This is a genomic window from Pseudoalteromonas sp. NFXS39 (genome assembly GCF_040148775.1).
Classification (GTDB): Bacteria; Pseudomonadota; Gammaproteobacteria; order Enterobacterales; family Alteromonadaceae; genus Pseudoalteromonas; species Pseudoalteromonas apostichopi.
In genome coordinates this window covers 186,645-209,525 of the sequence record NZ_JAGDEC010000007.1, presented here as the reverse complement: position 1 = coordinate 209,525, position 22,881 = coordinate 186,645, and the positions used below count along the sequence as shown (strand labels likewise).

At 36.1% G+C, this 22,881-nt stretch carries 19 protein-coding genes; 12 read left to right on the top strand and 7 right to left on the bottom strand.

Annotation, left to right across the window (positions count from 1 at the left end; genetic code table 11):
• The first annotated feature begins 78 nt into the window (after positions 1-78).
• The 6 genes from J3455_RS14730 to J3455_RS14705 all read left to right on the top strand — a co-directional run bounded on the left by J3455_RS14730 (position 79) and on the right by J3455_RS14705 (position 8,820).
• A complete protein-coding gene (locus J3455_RS14730; RefSeq protein ID WP_349561968.1) occupies positions 79-2,940 on the top strand; it encodes an N-6 DNA methylase in 2,862 nt (953 codons plus the stop codon).
• A 15-nt stretch (positions 2,941-2,955) separates the two neighbouring features.
• On the top strand, positions 2,956-4,047 hold the full coding sequence (locus J3455_RS14725; RefSeq protein ID WP_349561967.1) for a restriction endonuclease subunit S: 1,092 nt from the start codon (positions 2,956-2,958) through the stop codon (positions 4,045-4,047).
• A 565-nt stretch (positions 4,048-4,612) separates the two neighbouring features.
• Entirely contained in the window at positions 4,613-4,906 is a 294-nt protein-coding gene (locus tag J3455_RS14720; RefSeq protein ID WP_349561966.1) for a hypothetical protein, read from the top strand.
• Positions 4,903-6,009 (top strand): radical SAM protein, encoded by a 1,107-nt coding sequence (locus J3455_RS14715; protein WP_349561965.1) that lies wholly within the window; start codon positions 4,903-4,905, stop codon positions 6,007-6,009. The genes J3455_RS14720 and J3455_RS14715 overlap by 4 nt, the downstream gene beginning before the upstream one ends.
• Before the next feature lie 869 nt (positions 6,010-6,878).
• Entirely contained in the window at positions 6,879-8,240 is a 1,362-nt protein-coding gene (locus tag J3455_RS14710; protein WP_339988145.1) for a hypothetical protein, read from the top strand.
• 82 nt (positions 8,241-8,322) lie between these two features.
• Complete coding sequence (locus J3455_RS14705; RefSeq protein ID WP_339988144.1) at positions 8,323-8,820, top strand: hypothetical protein; 498 nt, start codon at positions 8,323-8,325, stop codon at positions 8,818-8,820.
• A 173-nt stretch (positions 8,821-8,993) separates the two neighbouring features.
• On the opposite strand, the gene J3455_RS14700 is transcribed toward J3455_RS14705, so the two are convergent.
• Together J3455_RS14700 and J3455_RS14695 are read right to left on the bottom strand one after the other, a co-directional pair.
• Entirely contained in the window at positions 8,994-10,703 is a 1,710-nt protein-coding gene (locus tag J3455_RS14700) for a tyrosine-type recombinase/integrase (protein WP_349561964.1), read from the bottom strand.
• A 165-nt stretch (positions 10,704-10,868) separates the two neighbouring features.
• A complete protein-coding gene (locus J3455_RS14695) occupies positions 10,869-11,201 on the bottom strand; it encodes a hypothetical protein (protein WP_289098142.1) in 333 nt (110 codons plus the stop codon).
• A gap of 105 nt (positions 11,202-11,306) precedes the next feature.
• On the opposite strand from J3455_RS14695, the gene J3455_RS14690 reads away from it, so the two are divergent.
• Positions 11,307-11,624 (top strand): hypothetical protein, encoded by a 318-nt coding sequence (locus tag J3455_RS14690; protein WP_339988142.1) that lies wholly within the window; start codon positions 11,307-11,309, stop codon positions 11,622-11,624.
• Between the two features lie 49 nt (positions 11,625-11,673).
• On the top strand, positions 11,674-12,066 hold the full coding sequence (locus tag J3455_RS14685; RefSeq protein ID WP_339988141.1) for a hypothetical protein: 393 nt from the start codon (positions 11,674-11,676) through the stop codon (positions 12,064-12,066).
• Between the two features lie 1,114 nt (positions 12,067-13,180).
• On the opposite strand, the gene J3455_RS14680 is transcribed toward J3455_RS14685, so the two are convergent.
• The 4 genes from J3455_RS14680 to J3455_RS14665 all read right to left on the bottom strand — a co-directional run bounded on the left by J3455_RS14680 (position 13,181) and on the right by J3455_RS14665 (position 17,697).
• Positions 13,181-14,773, bottom strand: a complete 1,593-nt coding sequence (locus J3455_RS14680) for a TIR domain-containing anti-phage reverse transcriptase (RefSeq protein ID WP_339988139.1) — start codon at positions 14,771-14,773, stop codon at positions 13,181-13,183.
• 707 nt (positions 14,774-15,480) lie between these two features.
• Complete coding sequence (locus J3455_RS14675) at positions 15,481-15,867, bottom strand: hypothetical protein (protein WP_289098132.1); 387 nt, start codon at positions 15,865-15,867, stop codon at positions 15,481-15,483.
• Positions 15,860-16,735, bottom strand: a complete 876-nt coding sequence (locus J3455_RS14670; RefSeq protein ID WP_339988138.1) for a hypothetical protein — start codon at positions 16,733-16,735, stop codon at positions 15,860-15,862. The genes J3455_RS14675 and J3455_RS14670 overlap by 8 nt, the downstream gene beginning before the upstream one ends.
• 89 nt (positions 16,736-16,824) lie before the next feature.
• Positions 16,825-17,697: a hypothetical protein gene (locus J3455_RS14665; protein WP_349561963.1), complete on the bottom strand. Its 873-nt coding sequence runs from the start codon at positions 17,695-17,697 to the stop codon at positions 16,825-16,827.
• Between the two features lie 993 nt (positions 17,698-18,690).
• Here J3455_RS14665 and J3455_RS14660 point away from each other — a divergent pair.
• The gene (locus tag J3455_RS14660; RefSeq protein WP_349561962.1) at positions 18,691-19,095 is read left to right on the top strand and encodes a hypothetical protein; all 405 of its coding nucleotides are present in this window, start codon (positions 18,691-18,693) and stop codon (positions 19,093-19,095) included.
• 193 nt (positions 19,096-19,288) lie between these two features.
• Here J3455_RS14660 and J3455_RS14655 read toward each other — a convergent pair whose 3' ends face one another.
• Positions 19,289-20,494 carry a site-specific integrase gene (locus J3455_RS14655; protein ID WP_349561961.1) on the bottom strand — a complete coding sequence of 402 codons (1,206 nt, stop codon included), beginning with the start codon at positions 20,492-20,494 and terminating at the stop codon, positions 19,289-19,291.
• Between the two features lie 380 nt (positions 20,495-20,874).
• Between J3455_RS14655 and J3455_RS14650 the strand changes: the two genes are divergently transcribed.
• Genes J3455_RS14650 through J3455_RS14640 form a run of 3 tightly spaced genes read left to right on the top strand, consistent with a single transcriptional unit; the run spans position 20,875 to position 22,682 of the window.
• The gene (locus tag J3455_RS14650; protein WP_167659006.1) at positions 20,875-21,582 is read left to right on the top strand and encodes a hypothetical protein; all 708 of its coding nucleotides are present in this window, start codon (positions 20,875-20,877) and stop codon (positions 21,580-21,582) included.
• 21 nt (positions 21,583-21,603) lie between these two features.
• Complete coding sequence (locus tag J3455_RS14645; protein WP_130049866.1) at positions 21,604-22,107, top strand: RNA polymerase sigma factor; 504 nt, start codon at positions 21,604-21,606, stop codon at positions 22,105-22,107.
• Between the two features lie 5 nt (positions 22,108-22,112).
• Complete coding sequence (locus tag J3455_RS14640; protein ID WP_167659008.1) at positions 22,113-22,682, top strand: hypothetical protein; 570 nt, start codon at positions 22,113-22,115, stop codon at positions 22,680-22,682.
• Positions 22,683-22,881: the final 199 nt, after the last annotated feature.

The following is a 22,881-nucleotide window of genomic DNA, read 5'->3' as shown; positions in this document are numbered from 1 at the left end:
GGGAATTCATTTGGACATATCATTATTTTTTTTCTTTTGATAGCATTTCACCAGAAAATATTCTGAAGAAGAAAGAAAATGAAACTCGAGAATAAATTAGCGCTATTGTCAGAAACTGAATTTAATCAATTATCACCAAATGTTCTAAAGCTTATTGCAAATATAAATGTTAATGAAGCAAATGTTGATGCTCTCGTTTTATCTATTCTTCTTAATGACCTTGGTTATGATAACCATGAGGTAGAACTAGCAGTTACCAAGTTGAGAAATTCAGATATAAAAATTCCAAGCAAGTCAGTAAACACCAGTGGAAATGGTAAGTTGGATTGCGCAATCTTCATTAATGATCAATTAAGAGTAGTTATTGAAGATAAAGAACCTAGTGAACCTATAGAAAAAGCTATTGATGAAGCTCAATTCTATGCGGAAGGGTTAAATAAAAAAGGGGAAGATATCCGAATTATAATAGGCTTCAATGGAACTAAAATGAAGCTTAAAGTTTTAGATCATACTTCTTTGAAATGGGTTCCATTCTTTATTAACGGAGAAGAACTTGAAAAATTCCCGTCTAAAAAAATTGTTGAAATTATATACAACTATAAGGATGTTCATGGAATCAAAGTTGAAGACATACAAGAAGAAATTAACATTCAAGATATAGTCTGGAATCTCAAAACCATATATAGAAATACAGACCTACAGAACGATAATCAAAAAACTATTGATTTCACTGTAGCTTTCATAGGTCTCAAATCTGTTCTTGAGAAGTATAGAGGATTAGGGGAACGAGGTTTTAAGTTATGGGAAGAGCTAAATCCAAAAGAAAACCCAAAAGACAATTCCAGTGCAGATGACGAAGATTTAAGAGATGCGCTTACCCAGTCAGTAAATAAAATTATAGAAAAAAAGAAAGATGAATTTAAAGACTTATTCATAATTAAAGATAGTGAGCAAATTGAAACGTTCAATTTCGAAAAGACTTTAAAAACATTCACCAGTGACTACGAGCTTAAATGCCTAAGAAACATTTACATAGAAATTTCCAGATTGCATGATCTGCACCATTCTCAAATAGATCTATTTGGTGAAGTATACGAATCTTTAGGGGATAAAAATACTAAAAAAGCTTTTGGTCAATTCTTTACAAGAAGGCATATAATAAAAACCCTGATAGAGTTGTTTGAAATTGATATTAACTCCTTCATTGGGGAGTTGAAGCCAACAGTAAACCCAAAAGATGAAAGCAAAGTCATCCTGAAAGCTATAGCTCCACAAAAGGTATGTGATCCAGCCTGTGGTACAGGTGGTTTTATAACAGAGCTATATAAGCATTTAGTTTCAGAAGCTAGAGTAATCAACAAGTTTAAAGATATTGACTTCTCTGACTTATCAAGCAGTTCCTTTCATGGCTATGATATTTACACATCGAATGTTACACGAACTAAAATAAACATGTACCTAGCTGGGGATGGCTTTTCAGACGTACGTAAAGCGGACACTTTACAAGATTCAGAAATTAAAAGTAACTCCTTTGATTACATAATTACTAACCCACCATATGGTAAAGGTACGGTCACTGTTAATTACCCTCAATATGTAGATGGTGAATTAAAAGCTCTCCCAGTTATTGGAAATCAGAGATTAGAAGTAAACTTTCTAGTAAAAATAGTTGATATGCTAAAACCCACAGGTAAAGCAATGGTTATCATTCCTGATGGTGTATTAGAAGCTACAACGTTATCAGATTTACGAGAGTGGTTTCTTCTTAATTGTGAATTGACCAAAATTGTAAGTTTGCCGAAACACGCTTTTGCCCCTTATACACACGAAAAAACATACGCTATTTATTTTACCAAGCGCTCTAAGCCATTAAACAACTTAACTCAAGTTGAACAAGATGGAGATATATGGGCTTACATTGTCGATAACGATGGCTATGCAAATTCAGATAAGAGATTTAGAACTGACTGTATGGATGAAAATGGGAAGTACTTACACGATGAGTTTAGTAGTTGGAGAGGTATAGATGGAAGTTTAAATGACTCTTTGCTGATCGAGCGATTTAAGCGCAAAACTCAGCAAGAAAATGAGTGTTTTTATTCTGAATGGGATGAAATTATAGAAGGTGACAAATATGGATATATTAAAGCATCACAGATCTTAGAAGACGAGTTCATTAGCTACAAATCCATAACAGCAAATGAACTCGTCCGTAAGATAAACTCACGAATTCTGGATGAAATAAACTATGAAATTATTTTCAATAGCTCTGTTCAAAAACAGAAATTAACTGAATACAAAGAAAATATTTTAGAGCAGCTTGCTTTAAAGCAAAACATTCATTACGACAGTGAATTAAAAATATTCCTTAATAAAAATAAAGTGTTGGTTAAAAAACTTACAAATAAAGAATTATGTAGTCTTGTAAATGAAGAGTGTAAAGATACTGAACAAATCATCAAGCATCCCCATGAATTATTGACGCTTTCAAGTAACGGAACATCAATTAATAAGGCATACATCCATGTTTTATCTAAGATAGGGATACTATATGACCTATCTAGTAAAACACCTAAATTTTGGTTGGAAAAAAATCAATCCTATCAAAAAATTGAGAGAGATAAAGCAGTTACCCTAATAACTAAGATTATTGCTCAGTTGTATTTAGCTAAGAGTATAAATGATATTATCACCCCTGATACTGGTGAAGTAAATATTGATTACTTGCCATACTTCCAAGATTTAAATCTAGAGTATGATTCTTACGAGAAAAAAACATATGATCTAAATGTTAAAAATATTAAGAAAACCCTTGTACTAAGCCCTGAAAAATATTTTAGAAAAGTAAAAGCAAAGTCAATTTCGATCGAAGAAATGCAAACTAAAAACTCGGAATTGATCGACTCTCTATCAAGTTTGCTAAAACAATTTAGTAGTTAAAGGGAATATTACGAAATGAAAAGACTGCTAATGAGTGAATTATGCACTATGCGTAAAGGGCAAACGATTAATGAGGTCGATTTATATAAGTATAAAGACTCTAGTGATGCAGGTATTCCAATAATTTCTTCAAGCACTACCCGCAACGGGATTATGGGTTACTTATCACCAACTGCTGCAAAAAATTACAAAACGATAGGAAAGCCTTTCGATTTAAGCTGGGTAACAAATGGGTATGCAGGTAAGGTTACACTAAGAAATAATCACTTTTTACCTACAGAAAAGTGCGGAATTGCAGCTATCAAAAAAAAGTATATTGATGATGTAAATCCTAAGTGGTTAGAGATTTATTTAAACTCCGTAACTCCCAATCATGTAATAGCAAAAGAAGGCAACGGTAAATTAGAAGTCGTCCAAATGAAAAATGTGCCGGTTAATATTCCTTCAAAGGCTCTCCAAAACAAGATCGTCGCAGAATATAATAAAAACCAATCGATAATAAATTCATTGTTAAAAATAAAAAAAGATGCACAGCAATCTCTTTTAAAAAGAATTAGCTATCGTAGTAAAAGCTTCAAAATGGCAGAAGTTTTCTTTATTACATCAGGTGTTCGAGTAACCCAAGAAGAAGTGTACCGTAATCCAGGAAAGTTCCCAATTGTAACATCTAAAACAAAAGATGAAGGGATTGCATGGTACGCGGATAAGTCTTGGTTAAATACTTTCACCAAAAATGATAAAAAAGTTATACAGACTCAAGAGTGTATAACATGGAGTAAAGACGGAAATGCGGGTGAACTTTTCTACAGAAATTCCCCTTTTTTTCCAAATGATCACTGTGGAGTATTAATTCCTAAAAATAGTTCAGCTATTAATCTAAAATGGTTCCGCTTCGCATTTAATAAATATTTTACTCAATATGCAGTTGCTCAAAGTTCTCAAGGGATGTTGTACGAGGAGCAAATGAGCAACATAAGCGTAAACCTTCCTGTAGATCTAAACGGGAATATCGATATTCAGCTTCAAGAAAAATTACTTACTCAATACAATAAACTAGATGATATTGATAATAAAATAAATAGCCTTATTAAAGACTATTCATTTTAATTGTCACTCATAAAATAACCATAAATATCATTGCATTATAATAAGATAGCAACTGACTTGTAATCAGCAGGGCAGTTGTCAGTTTGTTAATAGAAGTGAACAAATGCCTAAGTTCAAATTACAGTTAGGCTTACTTATAAAGTATAAGTATGCCTTGTTTGAAAAGCACTTTAAATACAAGTGGTTAGGGTTCATGGTTAATTAGCTATTAGGGATATTGTTAGCTATTTGGCAAACTGTTACGAAGTTAAAAAAATACTGTACATACTTGAGTATTCTAAGTTTTAGTGGCCAAGTAATAAAATTAAAAAAGTTGACTGTCAGTAAAACTCAAGTCTAATAAATTTCGTCACTAGTCGACTAAAACATAAATTGCAACTGCTCAAAAAACGCTCTACTATAAGAATTCTTGTTGTTGAATAACAAGCTAGGTAGATGGAGCTATCATTTCTTATATGCTGCACTCTGCTAAAGGGCGATATGCTGAAGTAGTGTAGTAATTCCTGTTACGTAACCTCTACTTGAAGTCAGTAGATCATTCAATTCAAATAAAATTGAGGTTTATATGGCAAAACATACTTATGTAATAGAATTAGATACGGCTGATTTAAATGATGTACAGTTTGAGAAAATGAAAGGAAATTTGCTTAGTCGAATTGTTACTGATACTTCGGCGGATTCTGGAGGGTCGTGTGGAGTGGAATTTGACAAACATACAAAGGTTAGATTGTTCTGCGGCGAAGAAACCAATCCGTTTTTAGACTTAAAAGTCGAGCCAGTTACACTAGATATCTCTAATCCTATGGAAATAGAAGAGATTAAAAATAGAATTTCTAATATTCAAACCGACTTTTCATGAGCATAAATTGGTTCATAATTAAAGTAGCGAATAGGTGTAACTTAAACTGCACCTATTGCTACGTGTTTAACCGAGGAGACAACTCTTGGAATAAGAAACCTCCAATATTATCAGCCAAAAATATAGAACTTATTTGCTTAAGGATAGCAGAGCACTGTCGTCAACATAATAAACAAAAAATAGTTATAGAGTTACACGGAGGTGAACCTCTTCTTATAGGTAAAAAGTCTTTTGAAGAACTAGCGTTAACTCTAAGAAAGTACTGTTACCCAACTCAAATAGAATTGTGTTTGCAGACTAACGGACTCTTATTAGATAGTAAGTGGATAGAACTCTTTGTTAAACATCAAACAACATTCTCTATAAGCGTTGACCCAACTCCGACTGGAATAGCCAGTGCTAGAATTGACAAAAAGGGGAACGATTCAACTCCTGAACTAATAAAACTAATTAATTCTTTAGCACATACTCCTGAGTTCAAAGCTACATTTACCGGTGCTCTTTGCGTAATCTCAAACAAAACAGATCCTGTTTTTGTCGTTGATTGGTTTTACAAAAACAATATGCACAATTTTGACTTGCTCCTACCTGACGCAAATTACAGCAACCCAGATCCAGACACCTCCACTGATTTTGTAAAAAGCTTCCTGCTGAAAGCTTATAAACGATGGATTGGTATTGATGATCCGAAGTTTAGAATCAGAATATTTCAACACTTGATACAGAAAACTTTGGGCGCGGAATCGGGTCTTGATGCATTAGGAGGAAAAATTAATGATATGTGTGTGATTGAGTCTGACTCCACAATTCATCATCATGATGTGTTGAAGATTTGTCCAAATTTAAGTAATCATAGCTTAAACTTATTAACTAACTCCATTGATGACTTTTGCAATAATGCTCCTGACTTTCTGGACATCAGCTTACCTGAAAAGTGTACTACTTGTAGACACCGTGATATATGTGGTGGCGGATACTTACCCCATAGATTTAAGAATAACTCCTTTGATTACCCCAGTTATTATTGTGATGTTTTGTATGGGCTAATAGATGAAATTAAGGACAGCCTAAATCATTTAGAACATCATATTCCAACGATTTAAATCAGTAATACGTTAATAAATGTGGTAACGAAAAAGTCGCTAAGCTCTATAGTTAAGCATTTGCGCATTTACACTTGATACTACTATATCAATCTTTCAAAAACTGGTAACAATATCGGTAAGTTGATGGTCATGACCACGTTCAACCACGCACTTATACAGGGATTATAAGCTTGCCAACGGGGCCTCATAATCGTTAGGTCCCCAGTTCAAGTCTGGGAGGGGCCACCATTCCTCTTCAATTAAACCTTGCAAATCAACAGGTTACGCTTTTTTTAACAGTTTTATTCCACTTTTGTTCCACCTTTGAGTTTAATTGTTCCATCTTTTAAATCAAGCTCAATTTGATATTCGATATAATTCCTAAGCCAAATATGTGCGGTTTATGAGGTAGTGCTTGTAGCTTTACCGAGCAAGTTAAGCTTTATCAGACTGGCAGTTATGGTGAGCTGTTATTCATCTTTTAATACGAGCGCAAGGAAGGGTAACTTGTTTTGGACCAAAACAAGTTAAAGCAATTGCTCTAGAGTCGGATTTGAGCAAACTGCGGAAATTACCTAAAGCAGAACAAGTGATTTGCTAGATAGCTTTTTTGAAATCAGTTATTTATTGCTAATCTAGTCAAATTTAGGTGTAATGAATACATAATAAGCGCTGAGCAATGCAGGGAAAGCTTATTTAACATTAGCAAAGCTGATTAAACTGGCTAGGAAAGTGATAGCCCCCAAAAAGCAAATTCCCATAGCATAAACAACACCAACTCTGACACACCGAGCTGGTAGTTGCTCACTCAAACAAGCCATGATCAACACAAATTACGTGTTGCATAAATACTAAAATGTTAGGCTTCCAATGACTGAAGGATCATTATGTTTGTAAAAAAGGTAATTAGTTATCGAAATTCTTGGGGGCTTGTTTCTGATAAGTATCGTGAAGAATTATCTGAAGCTTTAGAGTCTATTTCTGATTACATAAGTGGAAGTGTGGAAATCTCGAAAGAATTCGATGGAAGTCCACGCTCAAGAGATTTTTGGGAAAAAGCCCTTTATGACCGCAATTGGGAAATTGTAGGAAGAACTCATTACTCATCAGACGGTCGCCGCATTCACCTTGGTAATGTGGGCCCTGTAAAAAACGGCTTAAGCGCTCAGATTCCATTTGGGCATGTGGATTACTTAAGCCGTTGGCTATTCCAGCAAACCGCGTTGGCTGTGCGGCATGGCTTCATTAAGTTGCCAATACTTTTTGTGCCTTTGAGGGAGTTTGGGCGAGAGTCTGAGGATAAGTGGATAAATAGAAGTTCTTTTGAGGCTTACCAAAGTCAACTTGAACTTTTGTCTCCCTTGAGTCATCAATATCCGTTTCTGGTTGTCGGCTATTCTGATCAGAGCATTTTTGATGAACTAGAGGTTATAGAAATTGAAGTTGACGAACTTGCAGAAGATACGAATAAAGTTGTAGATCGTTGCATAGAGTTTCCTCCTGAATATCATCAGGCAGGCTTAGATATTCTTAATTATTTTGGTACGTACTTAAGGGAACAGTATCCTGAAGAAGAAGCTAAAGTAAGAATTGAACAAGAAGGTCTAAACGTTCGATTGGTTATAAAAACTGAAAACGGGAAAACAGAAGTTATTGAAAAAGCTCTTCATGAATATGAATTAATTATCACTGGTGAAGTGCCACCTGAGAAATTTACTCAAAATGATAAATTAGTTTTAGAGTTGAGAAATGAACTTAGAATAGCCAAGTTTCGCTTAGAATCACAACAAGATCTAATTGGCATGCAAAATAGTAAGATCGACAAATTGCTAGATATTGTTGGTGATGGACTTTCTAGTAAGCAACCTATAACGATTGATTTCAAACCAGTTGTTAGCAATCAGAACTCGATTACTATCAATCAAAATATTTCATCGGCTATCGGTAGTGTTTCTGAGCTCTTATCTGAGCTACCACCTGCTAGTGAGGCTGCCATGGCCTTAGGTGAACTAGAAGGGTCGCTAGAAGGTCTGGAAACCAATAACAACCCTGAAGAAATTCGAAGAGCGCCAGCTATGAATAAGTTTAAAAGAATAGTTGATAAGCTTCTGGAAAGTGGGAACGAATTAAATAGTGGTGTTGAGAAAATTGAATCTGGGATAGAAATGGCAAAAGATTTAGCAAAGAAATATAACAAAGTTGCAGAGTGGTGTGGTTTGCCAGTGGTTCCGAGTGGGTTGCTGGGATAGCCTAACAAGTTGCTGCACGCGAAAATTCCTCGCTGGGCTATTAGTTTTCCGGTGAACAAAGGGTTAGATTTTAGGAGATAACTTGAGTATTTGGATTTCTGAAAATTGGCTGGCACTTTATGGAGCTGTGATAGGTACGGTTGCATTAATAATTAATTTATCAAGATTTTTTCATACACTAGGTAAAGACAAAGTCAAGTTAAGGGTTACTGCAGAGGAACATCCTAATAAGTCAGAAAATGAAATTGAGCTTGCTAATCCTGATTCAAAAGAACCTGGAGGAGGTCAGCAACCATTTTTACCTGTTTATAGGATTAATGTTACTAATACTGGTAGTGTTGATGCGCATATTGAGAATGCGTATGTACTAACCAATGAAAGTATCGAAAAGCATGTGCTTGTAACGTATCCGAATGATCATTGTATGTACGGTGGTATTGAGCAAGTAGGGACTATCATAATAAGCCCTAAGGCTTCCTTAAAATTAAATATTTACCTAAAAAGGGGTGAGAAAAAATTTACAGCTAGAAAAGCCCAAGTAGTCGATGGAACAGGTAAAATATGGAAAGCTAAAATCTAACTAGTCGTTAAAGCAGTTAAAAACAGTTGGCTTTTGCTCCTTCGTTGCTAATTTTTAGCCTCTTAACGAGGCGTTACAACGAGTTTATTGTCCAAAATGAGTTATTTTAAACGTGTTCTTGTACAGTTATGCTCAATGCTTCACCGTACATAATTCCAGATTTATCTTGGTAATCACGTAGAACCTTCTAAAGGTTCTCGGCTGATCATGTTCTCTTTTCTAAGATGCCTTTTCTCTGCGGCTAGTTTATTACTCGCCGTATTTGCCTTTTTATAGCGTTTGACTGCGTGTAGAGATAAATGACCAAGAGCAGCTCCTAGTGTATATTCATCAAATTCAAGAAGGCGGCCTAGTAAAGTTTCTCTAAAATCGTGAAGCTGATATTGATACTGCTTTTCGCCATCACTATCCAGAGTATAAAAACCAAGTTCTTCGAGCATATCATGCCAATGAGCGTAAAAATCGGCCTTGTGACCCGTTTTAGACTGCTTTGATGGGAATATATAGTCTGCTTGTAGACCCCTAGCTTTAAATTGCTCCTTCCTTTTTGCGACTAAACTTACAACATCCTTAGGCAAGTGAATAGTAACCTCTTTACCCCCTTTCGGTTTTACTCTCACAAAGTTATGAGCAAAATCAAAATCAGTAAACCTTAACGACATAACTTGGCCGTATCTGAAGTGCCCGGAAGATTGGAGGTTCATAAAAAATACAAAGTCTGGGTTTTCATGATCATCCAAATACTCAAACATCAGCTTCATATGCTCCCCTGGTATTTCGATATGCCGCTCTCTATTAATTTTACGAGCAATAACAAAAGGGCGGGTGTTTACAGCTGCAATTAGCTTCTCATCAAATGCAAAATTGAATGCAGCCTTTACTCTTGTAACAATCTTATCGTGGGTTCCATTTGTTGCTCTAAACGTTTCTAAGTAGGCATTGTATCGAGCAATAGTGAATGAGCAGAATTGCTCATCCATCAGGTTGATAACCTCTTTACGTTTACTTGGAAGTGTTACTTCTACATCTTTAGATAAGTGAAGACGAATTAAACTATTGATAACATCAATCTCCTTAGAGCCTTCACTGTGCTTATTAGGAATATTGAATTTTAGATGGTTCCGTATAACATCACCCACCGTTTTAAGCTGTTGGCTGTAAAGCTTGTATTCTTCTGTTTCTGGCCTTCTTTTTAATTGATTGAATACATATTCATAACGCTCAATATACTTCTCTAATACAGATGTTTGAATATCATCTAAATTTGTCCATTCAAAAAGTACACAACGAACCGCCTTCGTCTTAACGATCAACTTGCGTCTAAATTCAGAGCCTTCCAGTTTCAGTCCTTTAAATCTAGTGTTTTCAATTATCAAAGGGGTTCTCTTATTTCGTGCGGAAAATAGCTTATGCGTGTGTTCAAAATTGCAAACTTCAGCGATAGTCAAAGGCTTTTTTAGATCAGACTGGTCACCTTTGGTAGATTGAACTTGTGGCTGTGTGTTATCAAGAGTGGCTGATTGATTAGCACCTGGTTTATTCGATTCACTAACAAAGTCATGGTCTACATTATTATTAAATATATTATCGTCATAAAGTGTTCTTACTTGGGCTTGCATTTCACTTGCTGTTGAAGTGTTGCTAGTAGATTCTCCCCACAATACTACTAGCTTATCAATAGGTGGGAATAACCACTCTCCTGAGCGAAGGCGAATAGCGTTGATAAGACCATCGTCAGCCAGGCCTTTTACATCGCTTTCTGAAATACCAAGTACACACGCTATATCTTGTAAATTGCTAGCAAATTGATTTGAGCGCACAGCAAAACTTACCATGCCATCAGGCATAGTGTTTTGCTTAGGGTCTGCGTTCAATTGTTGCATGCAAAGTTTTTTTAATTTGAGAATGTGAAAATTCTAAAATGAAAAAAATCTTCAAACTAAAAAAGATTATGCAAACTTTGTATTACTAAATAATTTTCACTCAAGCATGGTGTTTTTTAAGTTGTTGATATTATAAGTGAAAAAGCCAGCGTAGCTGGCTTTAGGTTATAACGAGTCAAAAAACGCGTTAACTGATTTATCAAACAAATGATAAAAATATAAAAATTGTCCAGTGTGTTGAATATGCGACTGCACATCTCGCTTGAACTGTTTCAATAAGTAGAAATTACAACTGAAAAACACGTTCGTAGCAGGGCGCATCTCTTCAGGTAACGCCCGCATAAAAGAATCGCTAACTACTATAAACTCCTGTTGGGCTACATAGTTTCTTACGTAATATATGTAGCCATCATTTTGTTCATATAAAGCAATATATTCTTCATCATTCGCAACTGCAGGTCGCTTCTGAAATAGTTCCACAACGTTTGAGTTAGTCATATTCATCTCCAAAATGTTTGTCTTCGAAAATAAATACGAGCTACTTATGCAAAATTTGCATGGTCTGCCGCTTCTTATTTGTAATTAAAATTACATGGAGTAAATATGATGGAAAATGACAAATTTAATGCAGCTGTAGCGGCCGATTTTTTAGAGAAAGTTAGTCAGTGCCTTTATCAAGAGTATGACGCTATTTATGACCTAAACTTTACAGAAGATAATTTTGATATAGAGAAGCTGTTATTTCACTGCTTTTCTAGTAGCTACAAAATTAGTTTTAGTTATGAACAGTTATCTCTTCTAAGGTCACTATTATTACTACTTTGCAGCAACACTAACTTATTAATGAGTAATGAGGATGGTGATACTGAAGGCTTTGTTGATGAGCGTCAGTTGGAATTTGACTTCGATAACTCGTATTAATTCGCTTGCAGTGAACATGTTTATCTTTAAGTACATACAGGAGATAAATATGAGCCAAACAAAACTTCAAATTGTCAGAAAGTACACAAGAGAATCTAAGTCACCTTTTCAAGACGCATCGACGAGCCTTTGGCTTGCAAATGTCACTAACGAAGACAGGCTTGAGTTAGACTTTTCACAATACATATATGTCCATCGTGATGATATTGGGAAAGTTGTCGGGGTTAGTGTTAGTAAGTCAATTGCTCGAGAGCATAGCCTTGAAAGTCAGTATCTTGAAGGGAGCGGTATGTACAGCATACTCATCTTTTATATCGACCAAATAAAAGATTTCTGCGAGCACTGGGCTGATGAATTTGAACAGTACTTTCTACTGCCGCCTGATTTGTTTTTCGAATTAGCGCAGTGGCATTGGAACACAATCATTGAAAATGATGGTTAATTGAAGCGACTCGAAAGAGTCGCTTTTTCTTGAATATATTATTACCAGATAGCGTCATGCCCTTACTTGCGATGACGCTATTCGTTGGTATTCGCTTTTTTATTATCTAGATATACCCAAATAGCGCCGCCAATCATAATTGATAGGGGGACCAGGAAAGATAAGTATTCAATCTGAAAGTTCATAGTACTTCTCCTATTCAAAGCGAGAAAAAAATACATCTCGCTACTTTTGCTAGTAATTAACTATAACACATCGCAATCACAGCATGATTTCACTATACAGCCATAGAGCATTACCAATGCCATCTCTATTATTCAATGACATGCTAACTCAAATACAGAATAGCGAAGCTAACAAAATAAAAATTCACTTTACTAAACTGGTAATAAACACACTTATTTTGCTTGTTTATTTCTTACTTAATAGTACGAGACATACTGAAATAAGCAGGACGCTCAATCATCACTTAGCAAATGTCGTTACCACCGCACCCTGGCGGAGGACCTAGATTTGGCTTCTTTAGGAAGTCAGCTCGCATATATAAGCGGTTTGCGATAAGAGTTAACTATAGGGAGAGTTAGCTGTGTGAGTTGCACGAATGCGTTGCAACAAACTCAGATGAATGACAGAGCAATAAAAGAGAAAAGCAGGCACCATGTGCTTGCTTTTCTCTTTAGATTTCTCATCGACCAAACTTATGTATTTGCACAGTACATAAAACAGGAGAAACTGTGTGAAGACATTACGCTTAAAGTTCGTTCTAGATTTAATTCGAGTTATCGTGAATGTAATTTATATATCTGTGGTTATTGCGGTTGGATTTTGGGTCGTGGACTATTTTTCCATCTACAAAGCTGCATCAAGTTACTTATTCTCGGGTATTGATGGATATGCACGACTTATTATCGCATTCATATTTGCAGAAATTTTAGGCTATGTAGAATCAAACTTAAGAGAAAAGTACTTGTAACACTCAGCGCCCAACGGGCGCTTTTTTTATTCAGCGTTAATTTAAATGACTATTTTGATTGTAGAGACGATTCTTAAACAACTCTTTATGATAAGTAAGGTGTAAGAACCTGAGAACGGCTGAATTCATTTGCTAGCATCATTAACTATTGAGCATGGTTTCTACTTTGTCAGCAATTTCTTCAACATTGTTATCAAAACTAACAAAAAGCTTATCAGCCAATAACGGCAGTTTCTTTAATAGAGATTCGCCATCGCCGACCATTAGAGGCAATAATTTAGTTTGTTCAGAGTCTATTTCAGATGACAGTACCGCATTAAGCTCTTTCATAGGCCATGATTTATTTACCGACTCTTCAGATATAATAGCAATTACGTACTTTGATTTTTGTAAGGCTATATTAATTTTAGACACAAGAGAGTCACCCCAATTTATTTCAAAACAATCAACGAATGCATTTATTCCTCGCTCTTTTAATTCTTCGTGTAGTGGTAATGCTACATCTGCTTTATTCTCACTCGCGTGACAGATAAAAATATCGTACATATCGAATATACCTTTTAACTTTTTTATAAATTCGGGTGGGTTATTATCTAGTTCTAATACTTTTTTACATAGATTCAAATATGGTGAATGCTCTTCACCTTTGACCATTTTTATGAAGCTGAGGTTTCCATAAACGGCTCGTTTAAAAATAGAGCCGTTAAGATTTTCTATATTTATTTCAGAGTCACTTACATGGTACCTTTGTTTGATAAATCGAATTTCTGCTTCTCGTAAATTTTTATCCCATTCGTGTATCATGGCACGTGTTTTTCTGATAAATTTACGGTTTATATTTACTCCCTCGTTTACGACTAGCCCTGTAACCTCTTGTCTCTGTGACTTGTGTTGTAGCCGTGTTTTATCATGATTAATTTCAAAGCCAGCATCCTTTATAACTTTCTCTAATAACGAACCTACTCGATCTTTATCTTGTCCGTTGTCTTGGAGTTTACGTTCGACTAAGGCCTTAGGGAGCGGCTTGTTACTGGAGAAAGTTAGATCATCAGCATACCTTGTGTACGTTAAATGAAACTTTTTAGCTATTTGAACAAGCTTTTTATCTAGTGTTGTAGCTGCTAAATTTGACAAAACAGGTGAGGTACTAGCTCCTTGTGGTAGGCGACCATTGTGAGTGCACAATTGAGCTAATACTGTGGCTGCAGGTGCTCCCATATTAAAAGGAGTATTTATAAATATCCCTCTCACACGACCAAAATTAACCGAATGAAAAAAATCTTGAAGGTCGACATTTAAAACATAATTCTTTTTCTTGTGTTGTTCAGCATTGGTAACAATACTTTTACCGCCACCAACAAATCCATGTACAGGTTTCTTGACACGATAATGAGCTTCAATTAATGGCCTAACTTTATTTTGAAGTATTTTTATAGAGCTATTTGGACTATCTATAACTCTTTTCTTACCTGACTTTTTTGTGACTGTATACGAATTGTAATTTTGGCTTTGAGAATAAAGAATGTGTAGTAGTTGACCAACGGGGATTTCAAGTATATTGGCAACATCATTGTCGCTTTGAAGACCAATAAAACAATCTTTAGCGACCTCAATATCTCTCTTTAATAATGGAGATAATTTAGGGTTTCTCCAATTTGAAGATCCTACGTTTGAAATTCTTTCAGGTTCAAAAGGTGTAATACTAAATAGTAACTTGTTAAAAAGGCTACTCATCGGAACCTCTAGTTTTGATAAGTGGTTTCAACCCAATCACCTTGCGCTATTTGAGCCATCGATATAATCGGCAACATCGGATACAGTTATAGTCGGGGCGTATGTTACCCAGAGTTCCAAGTCCGAAGCAGTAACAACTTCAGACATTTTGGGCTGAAACCGAATATAGGGTACACAATACATACAAATTTTGATAGTAAATTTTAGGGTAATACTAATAAGTTAATAATCATCATATATGGTTTTTGTAAAGTGCAAATATTTATATTAAAACACTTACAGCCCCACTAAAAATTACTCTTGTAAAAAAGCTAGTGAAATATCGCTAATTCAATACGTGTAATTTCGCACCAAAATGGAGTTGAACAATATTGTCAGACAAGATTAGTGCTCGTATAGCCATACATGAAACTTTATTTTTTAGAGCGTTTTTTTCATTCAAAGCAAACCTTTAGAGCACTTACATAAACCCATTAGGGGTAGAGACGACTCAAAGGTAACCTATTGACGGACTTAAATTAGTCACTTCTTTATAAGTTTTTTCTACTCTGTTCTATCTGAGTTTAGTTAAAAGTCAACTTTATTAAATATAATTTAAGCTGTTTGTAAAATCACGGTAGTTAAGATTGTCATAATCAATTTTTTATTTAAATTATATATCAAACCTTGCTCGTAGGCAGCGAGCTTTTTAATATGAATAGTATCGCTTATTCTTTAGATAGATCACTCATGAGTGTTGATAAAGGAATATAAAATATAATCCCAATTAAGAAAGCGAATATCTGAACTATGTAAAAGTTAAAGTTAATATTAGGTATCAACTGGAATCCGATATACATCGCCATAGATAAAATAGACACAGCAAAGATGTATACCTGATAAGTACTGAACCTATTTTTTTTCTTATTTTTATCAGGTACATCTAGTGTCTTAGCTAGTAATTGTCCGTACATGATAGAAGTCGCTAGAGAGAAGTCAGACAGTTTTAAGAATGACATCAGCTCATTGTTAAGCATTTTTATCAAGAACAGCACCAGAAGTGGCAACACTATAAATACGGCTTCTTTTTTTGCTGTGTCATAACTTCTAGTCATTTTCTAAATCCAGTGTGAATTGCTCTATCTCACTTTGCGGGACAACTCTCATCACTTTTAAAACTTCGGTTTCATATGATACTTTTTTCTTGAGCTTATTTGTTCTTTGTTTTGTTCTTACTTGAACATGTAAAGCGTCACCAGGCCATATTTGTTCTTCATGAGCCGACCATTTCTTAAACCAATTATCGTCTAACATCTTAGCACTGAAATTCTTAGGTTTACGTGAATTGCACTCAAAGTCCCATTGTAGATTTTCAACATAAGATGGACGACGAACTATGAAAACTTCTTTAGAAGGAAAAGGCTGAACAGTATCTTCAAAAATTTGTTCTCCCGTTCGTGGACAAGAGAAGTTTTTATTGATGTCATCAAAGTCTAGTTCACGACCGAATTGAACTAAATCGGATGGTGAAAGCATCCCCTTAGCTTTAGAGATCTTGTTCAACGCGTCTGCTACAGCTATTAAGTGAGCATCACCCTCACAGGTGAATTGCTCAAAAGATGATTCATTTGCCGATGCTGTTGAGTAAACATTATCCACAAATGTTCGTACATCACTTTCTGAATCAATCTTGTGAGCAGTGGCGATTTCTTTCCTTACACCATTATAGATCCCATCGAAAATGTTATTAAGCTTTGCACCACGCATTTTTTCTTTAAGTTTTGTACCAATATCTGCAATGCAAGAGCCTTCGCGAGTACTGTTTAATGATGGAAAAAACTCTATGTCTTTACCGTAGCCTTTGATAAAAGCTTCTTGAAGTTCATTGAAACCTTCGATATATACAGCCATTGCGTGAAAAACTCGCTCTGGTCTTCCCTCTGTTTTGTCGAAGTCGATTCGGATTGAGTAGCCAGCAGACATGTTATTCTCCATTATTCAGTCTGTTATATTCTTACCTGTAACTGTCAGTGATACAAGTAGTTTGTCGTTGGAAATTATTGCAGAACAATTTAATAATACTTACTATTAATCGCACTAATAAACTTTGTTCTGATAATTATTTTGTCTTTCAATATCTCTGCTTCTCGCTCCGTCAGAAGTGGCTGCTTTGTTTTCTTTTCATACCTTGTTGGCATTTCATTGAGTAGCTGCTTGTAAAAGCGTTGTGTGTCTTGCTGAATTTTTGTTGATGCTACGATGAGAAAGACTTTGTCATATAACTTCTGCTCACCAAATAGTGCAGTTTTAAACTTTAAAATGCTTTGTTCATGCTGTTGTTTTCGCTTGAATGAGTGCTCTATTTCAATTGCAGCGACTTCGTTATTGTTTAGCAATACTAGCGCATCTACGTTTTTTACATCATTTGATGGGAACAGACGTTTAAACTCTAATTCAGTCAAATAGGCTTTCCATAGCGGGTTCGGTGTGCCGTCGGTATTACTATTTTGAATACCAAGCGCGAGAACTAAACTTAAAATGCTGTCATGCATAATGGAATTTTGATTCACTTGGTGTATTGGTTCAGATGTTGAACGAAAAGGGAAATCAATTTGTGTTAACTCGCGCGCATATTGTGCGCCTGCGTATGTTAATACATAGACGCGACCATCTGCCGCGCGGATTGTTTTGGCTGCTTGAAGTAATCCCATACCGACGAGTTTGTTTAAAAACTCTAAGGTCTTCGCTCTGTTCGTTTGCCATACGTCTGCACATACAATCGCTGATACAAATCCAAACCGCATTGCATGTTTTATTGTCCACTCTAGTTTTGCCTGGCCTTGTTGTCGTCGGTTTTTATATTTTTTGTAATGCATATCGATGTCAAAGTAGGGCTGGTATACATTACTGTTGGTAATACCTGAAGCATCTTTATTTATCGTCATTTTTATCTCCATCGTGATTTGTTTACTTGAAGATAAGAAGGCTTGAGTTATACAAATTTTGCCAACATAGCGATTAACTATCGGTTTTTCATTAGGAGAAGCATTCGCTTCAGTACACCTAATGAAAATGCTTACAGATAAACTAAATATGAAGTTTCACTTCATTAATCTCAAAGGTTTCACTTTGCGATTAAACGCTTACAACCCACGCCAGCTCTCATGTTGACATTCGTCAACGAGCTAGCTCCACGAAGCGTTCGCTTCTAGGGTTGACGCTTAGCGCATGTCCGGCTTGCGCCGCACTAACCCCCCTTTTGCCATGCCAGGCTGCGCATTGATAAATCTTGTTGCTTATAAAGCTGGCAGTCGTTCGTGTCCTCACTTTTAGGTTTACTGTTTCATTGCTTCGCTATTACACAGTAAATTTTTGCTCCACAAAAACAAAAGCGGGGTTAGTCCGCCACAGTCGGACATGCGCTGCTGCGCTCGAAAATTGGCTTCGCAATTATTCTTACTACGCGATTTATTGAGTTGTTTCACAACTGCTTTTTGTTGCAGTCAAAGCGGTTGCTTTGATGCGAGATGACGCTTCGCTTTGTAATTAACAGCAGAACACTTTCTGCATAATCTACTTTTATTTATCTTTGATAATGCGTGTACGATTATCTCGTTGACAAAAAACAGATACAGAATCTTGAATTGTAGCGGGACGAGTATCTTTGCTTTTATTAATAAAGAAGCTCTACAAAGAGCCAAGGAAAACGAATTATGAGATAGATAAGATGGTTTGCCTGCACAGCATTAGCTGTGGTTGAGCCGTAAACGGGCTGGTGTTTAGCGCTGCACGAGAAGTAAAGCCATAGATAAAAGCAGTCAACACTTTTTATCTTTGAAAACTTTTTAGTCGATAAAAGTTTTTATGAAAATATGTTTGCAAATGAGTTTTAAATTCTTAAAGTCAAATAGCGCCAAAACGAAAATTAAGGTGCAATTATGACAGATTTACTAAGTTTAAAACTATTCGGCCATTGTTCTGTAGAGCCATTTATAGAAGAAGATATAGACACACAAATAACCCCAATTAATGTATGTGATGACATACTGAGCAACCCTTTAAACCTCTCTGCGCAGATAGATATGGCTGCAGCAACTGCTTGCGTGCTTTCAGATGAAAGTGATATTTCAGAGCCCCTCATAGAGCCTGTATCGTTAATTGATATTAATGACAACTTAGCTTTGTCAGAGTCAATATCGAGTACTGATGAATGCCATGTAAACCACACAGACCATAGCTTCATGTTATCGGATGAAGGCGGGATCATAACGTTTGATGACGACCATGGTGCAACGGACTGGGGGTTTGATGATGCAGGTATCAGTGATAATACAGATTTTTAGGTTAAGCAAAACTTAGTTTATATAAGCAAAGAATTAAATATTTATGTCCTAGTAGTTAGTCCTACCCAAGCCCACATTAGTGGGCTTTTATAGTTTTCAAACCTAATTGATCTCAGAAGCAAGGCACATAAAATTAGTATAAAACAATTCAATTATGTACATTGAACTTCTAAACCCTGTTTAAATATATCTACTACGCAGTAAAGCTATAAGTGATACCTTCAAAAGCTCCTTCTATCGCACTTCTTACCTGATCCATATTTGTATGGGCATAAATAAGAGTGTGTTTTAGCGATGTGTGACAAAGTGCTTTTGAAACAACGCTTATGTCAGCACCAGATTGTATCTGCCAAGTCGCAAAAGTACGTCTCAAGTCATGTGGTCTAGGTCGAATATTAGGATTTTCATGATACAGTCCTGCAAGGGTGATCGCTTCTTTCCAAATTTTATCGCCGCCTGTTATATAGCCATATTTGGATTTGTTACGAGCAGGAAAAACAAAATGTGCAGAGCCTCCCCTTGATTTTCTTGCTCTTAAGATCTCAAGCACCGCTTTGTGTAATGGGATTTCATATTGCTGACGAGTTTTTGTCAGTGTTGCTGGAATTAACCAAATTGCTGACGAGAGGTTTAGGTCTGCCCATTGCATTGATTTTACATTTGAAAGCCTAGCACCAGTAAATAGAGCTATTCGGTATATATCAGCGACATCTTGGTCAGAGACTTTACTTAATGCATTCAACAACCTTCCAGCCTCCTCATAACTAAAGTAGCGATTACGAGCAATGCTCTGCATTTTCTTCATGCGTTCAAAGGGGTTAACTGATATACCCAGTTGCTCTTCATAATCTATCACGTAGTTAAAAGCAGCTTTCAAAACACTAATAACTTTGTTATGAGCACTGTAACCTTTCGGCTCAATTTCTTTAAGAAATGAGCGGGCAAATTTTTTCGATATTTCAACTACAAAACAATCACCTATTTGTTTTTTAACGTGAGTGTTATATGCGACTTCTAATGCATGAGTACGGCCTGCTATTGTCTTACGGTAATCAAGCTCATTAGCCTTATAGAGTTCAAAGACATTATTTATAGTAATGTACTTGCTAGGCGTATATTGTTCTGCTATTTCAAATTCTCTACCGCTATGCCTTAATTCTCGCAGTGTTTTATCAGCTAACACTTTTGCCATAGGTACTGTGATTTGACCAACTTCACCTATTTTACGTTTAATATCTTTACCATTGCATTTCGCTCTAAAAAAGTAACTCTTTTTGCCGGATGGTCTTACTTGTAACTTTAAATGCTTATGATGTTTATCAGCGTAGATTTGAATGTATTTTTTAACTTGTAAGTTGCTAATAAATTGGTCTGTAAATGATCTTATTAATTCAGCCATGTTTCACCTTTGTTCCACTTAATTCAATTTTAATAAGGTGGAACAACGTGGCTCAAAGCCGTTAAAATACGGACTTTAGAAAGCCCTGGCTTAGCTTAAGTGTTTGAAAAGTTAAGTTTTATAGTCTGGGAGGGGCCACCATTTTCTTTTTATTAAAACATGTAAATCAACGCTTTACACCAATCTTTAACAGTTTTGTTCCACCCATGTTTTTATCCTTAAAATTCAACCAAATAAAATTATTTTTAATTTTTTAAAAATATTTTGTCAGGTTTTTTGAGTTTGTCTCGTCTATAGCTGCAAATGACACGAAGTTGTTCTATTCGGTGGTAGTGATAGGCAGTGTCTTATGTATCTATTTTTACGAAAAGGACAAGCTCATGACGACTACAACATCAACTGTGAATACGCTAAAACTTGATTCAACGAATGCACCATTTAGTGATGCTGCTCTTTGGTTAAAAGAAGGTTGGGGGCTATTTAAAAAGGCGCCGTTTAAACTTTTCTTACTAATGACACTGTTCGCTATTTTGCCTGGGCTAGTGCAACTATTGCCAGCACCTATAGGTTTAACATTATCGAAATGGTTAGCGCCTATGTTAATGGCAACCGTGTGGCCTTTATTGTTTAACCTAAATAGTAATCAAGGCTTTTCATTTCGACACAATACAACATGGGCGAAGTGGGGACGAGTTGCGGTTTGGTCAGTAGTGGGTATTTTACTCGCGCTGGTGCAACTTGCTGTAGGGAGTACTTTGATTGGAAGTGAGCAGTTATCGGCATTATTATCTGGTCAGTTTGTTGATGTTGAGCGTTGGCGCGTAGGAGTTATGTTTGTATCAATTGTTCCTATGAATATGCTGCTTATATTTGTGGTACCTCTGTTACTTTTAAGTAATTCTTCACTTAGTGCAGCTGTAAAAGAAAGCCTTGCAACAGCACTAAGAGTGATTAAACCGCTAAGCGTGCTTTGTTTGATTAATATGCTTGTTACCTTTGCTGCACCGTATAGCCTTTTACCTATGCTACTGATGGGGCCTGTATTAGCGTGTACTTTCTTTTGTGCCTATAATCGTTTGTTCAAATAATAATAAAAACATGGAAGTACAGTGAAAGCTGATGTTCAAATAAACACATTGCTGAATGAATACGCGCCGCTGTTGGCGCGTGTTGCTGCAACCTACGAGATCAATCAAGCGTTACAAGATGAGCTAATTCAAGAGATGTCATTGGCGCTTTGGCGCGCATTTGAAAGTAATGAATCATCACCAGATATTGCCTTTCGAGGCGATGCTAGCATAAAAACCTATATCGCCCGAATAGCTCACAATAAAGCAGTTGATCATGTGATTAAAGAGCAAAACCGTAAAGAGGTTGCAAGCTCTGAGAGTGTTGATTACACCCAAGCTTTAAGTGCACACAAATCACAAGACGACAGTTTAGATTTAATGGCTGCCCTGCGTAAATTAACGCTGAAATATAGGCAGGTGCTTGCTCTACAGCTTGAAGGGTTTAATCAAAGTGAGATAGCCGAAACACTGGGTCTGTCTGAAGATGCTGTTGCGAAACGTGCAAGTAGAGCAAGGCAACAACTTGCAAGCCTAATGGAGTGAATGAAGTGGATAAATTCGAAGCAGATGATCAATTAGCTAAGTGGCAGCAGGCATTCGTGCAGGCAACGCCGAAAGTGGATAGCGCTGCATTAATTGCACAAACACAAAAGTCGCGAACTAAATTAAAGCTAAAAGGTTTAATAGACTCTTTATTAGGTGTTGTGGTAACCGTGTTTTGTATTTACGCCATGTTGTTTGAGGCAAAACATACTTATGAAACCTTCATGTTTGCACTATTAGTGCCTATTCCACTAGGTTTTGGCGTTTGGTCTTACCGTTTAAGACGAAAGCTTTGGCGGGCTGAAACGCTAGACGTAAACGCGATGCTCAACTTTAAAGAAAGCCAGCTGAAACACCAAGTTCATTACTGGTATGTGAGCTTTATTGGCTGTGTTGCTCTTTGGTCCGCTCTGCTAATTGTTGCCTTGTTTAACATGGTTATGTTTAAAACATACAGCCTATGGCTTATCCAGCTTGGTATCAATGGCATTATAGTGTTCGCTGTTTATATACGTCATAAAAAACTAAAATCACAGCTTGCTGCAGCGCTAGAGAGTATTCAAGCGATGCGCTGATATTGCTACTTGACGGGCTGTTCCTAAAACTTATATAACTTGTTATTCAAATAATAATAAAGGATATAAAGGTGGAAGTTTTATACAGTATTTTGTTTTGGGGATCGCCAGTCGGCTTAGGGTTGTTCTTTTTCTTATCCTGCACTGGGGCTGGGGTACTTTTCTGGGGGATTGCGCAGCTTAAGAAAGCCTCATCAAA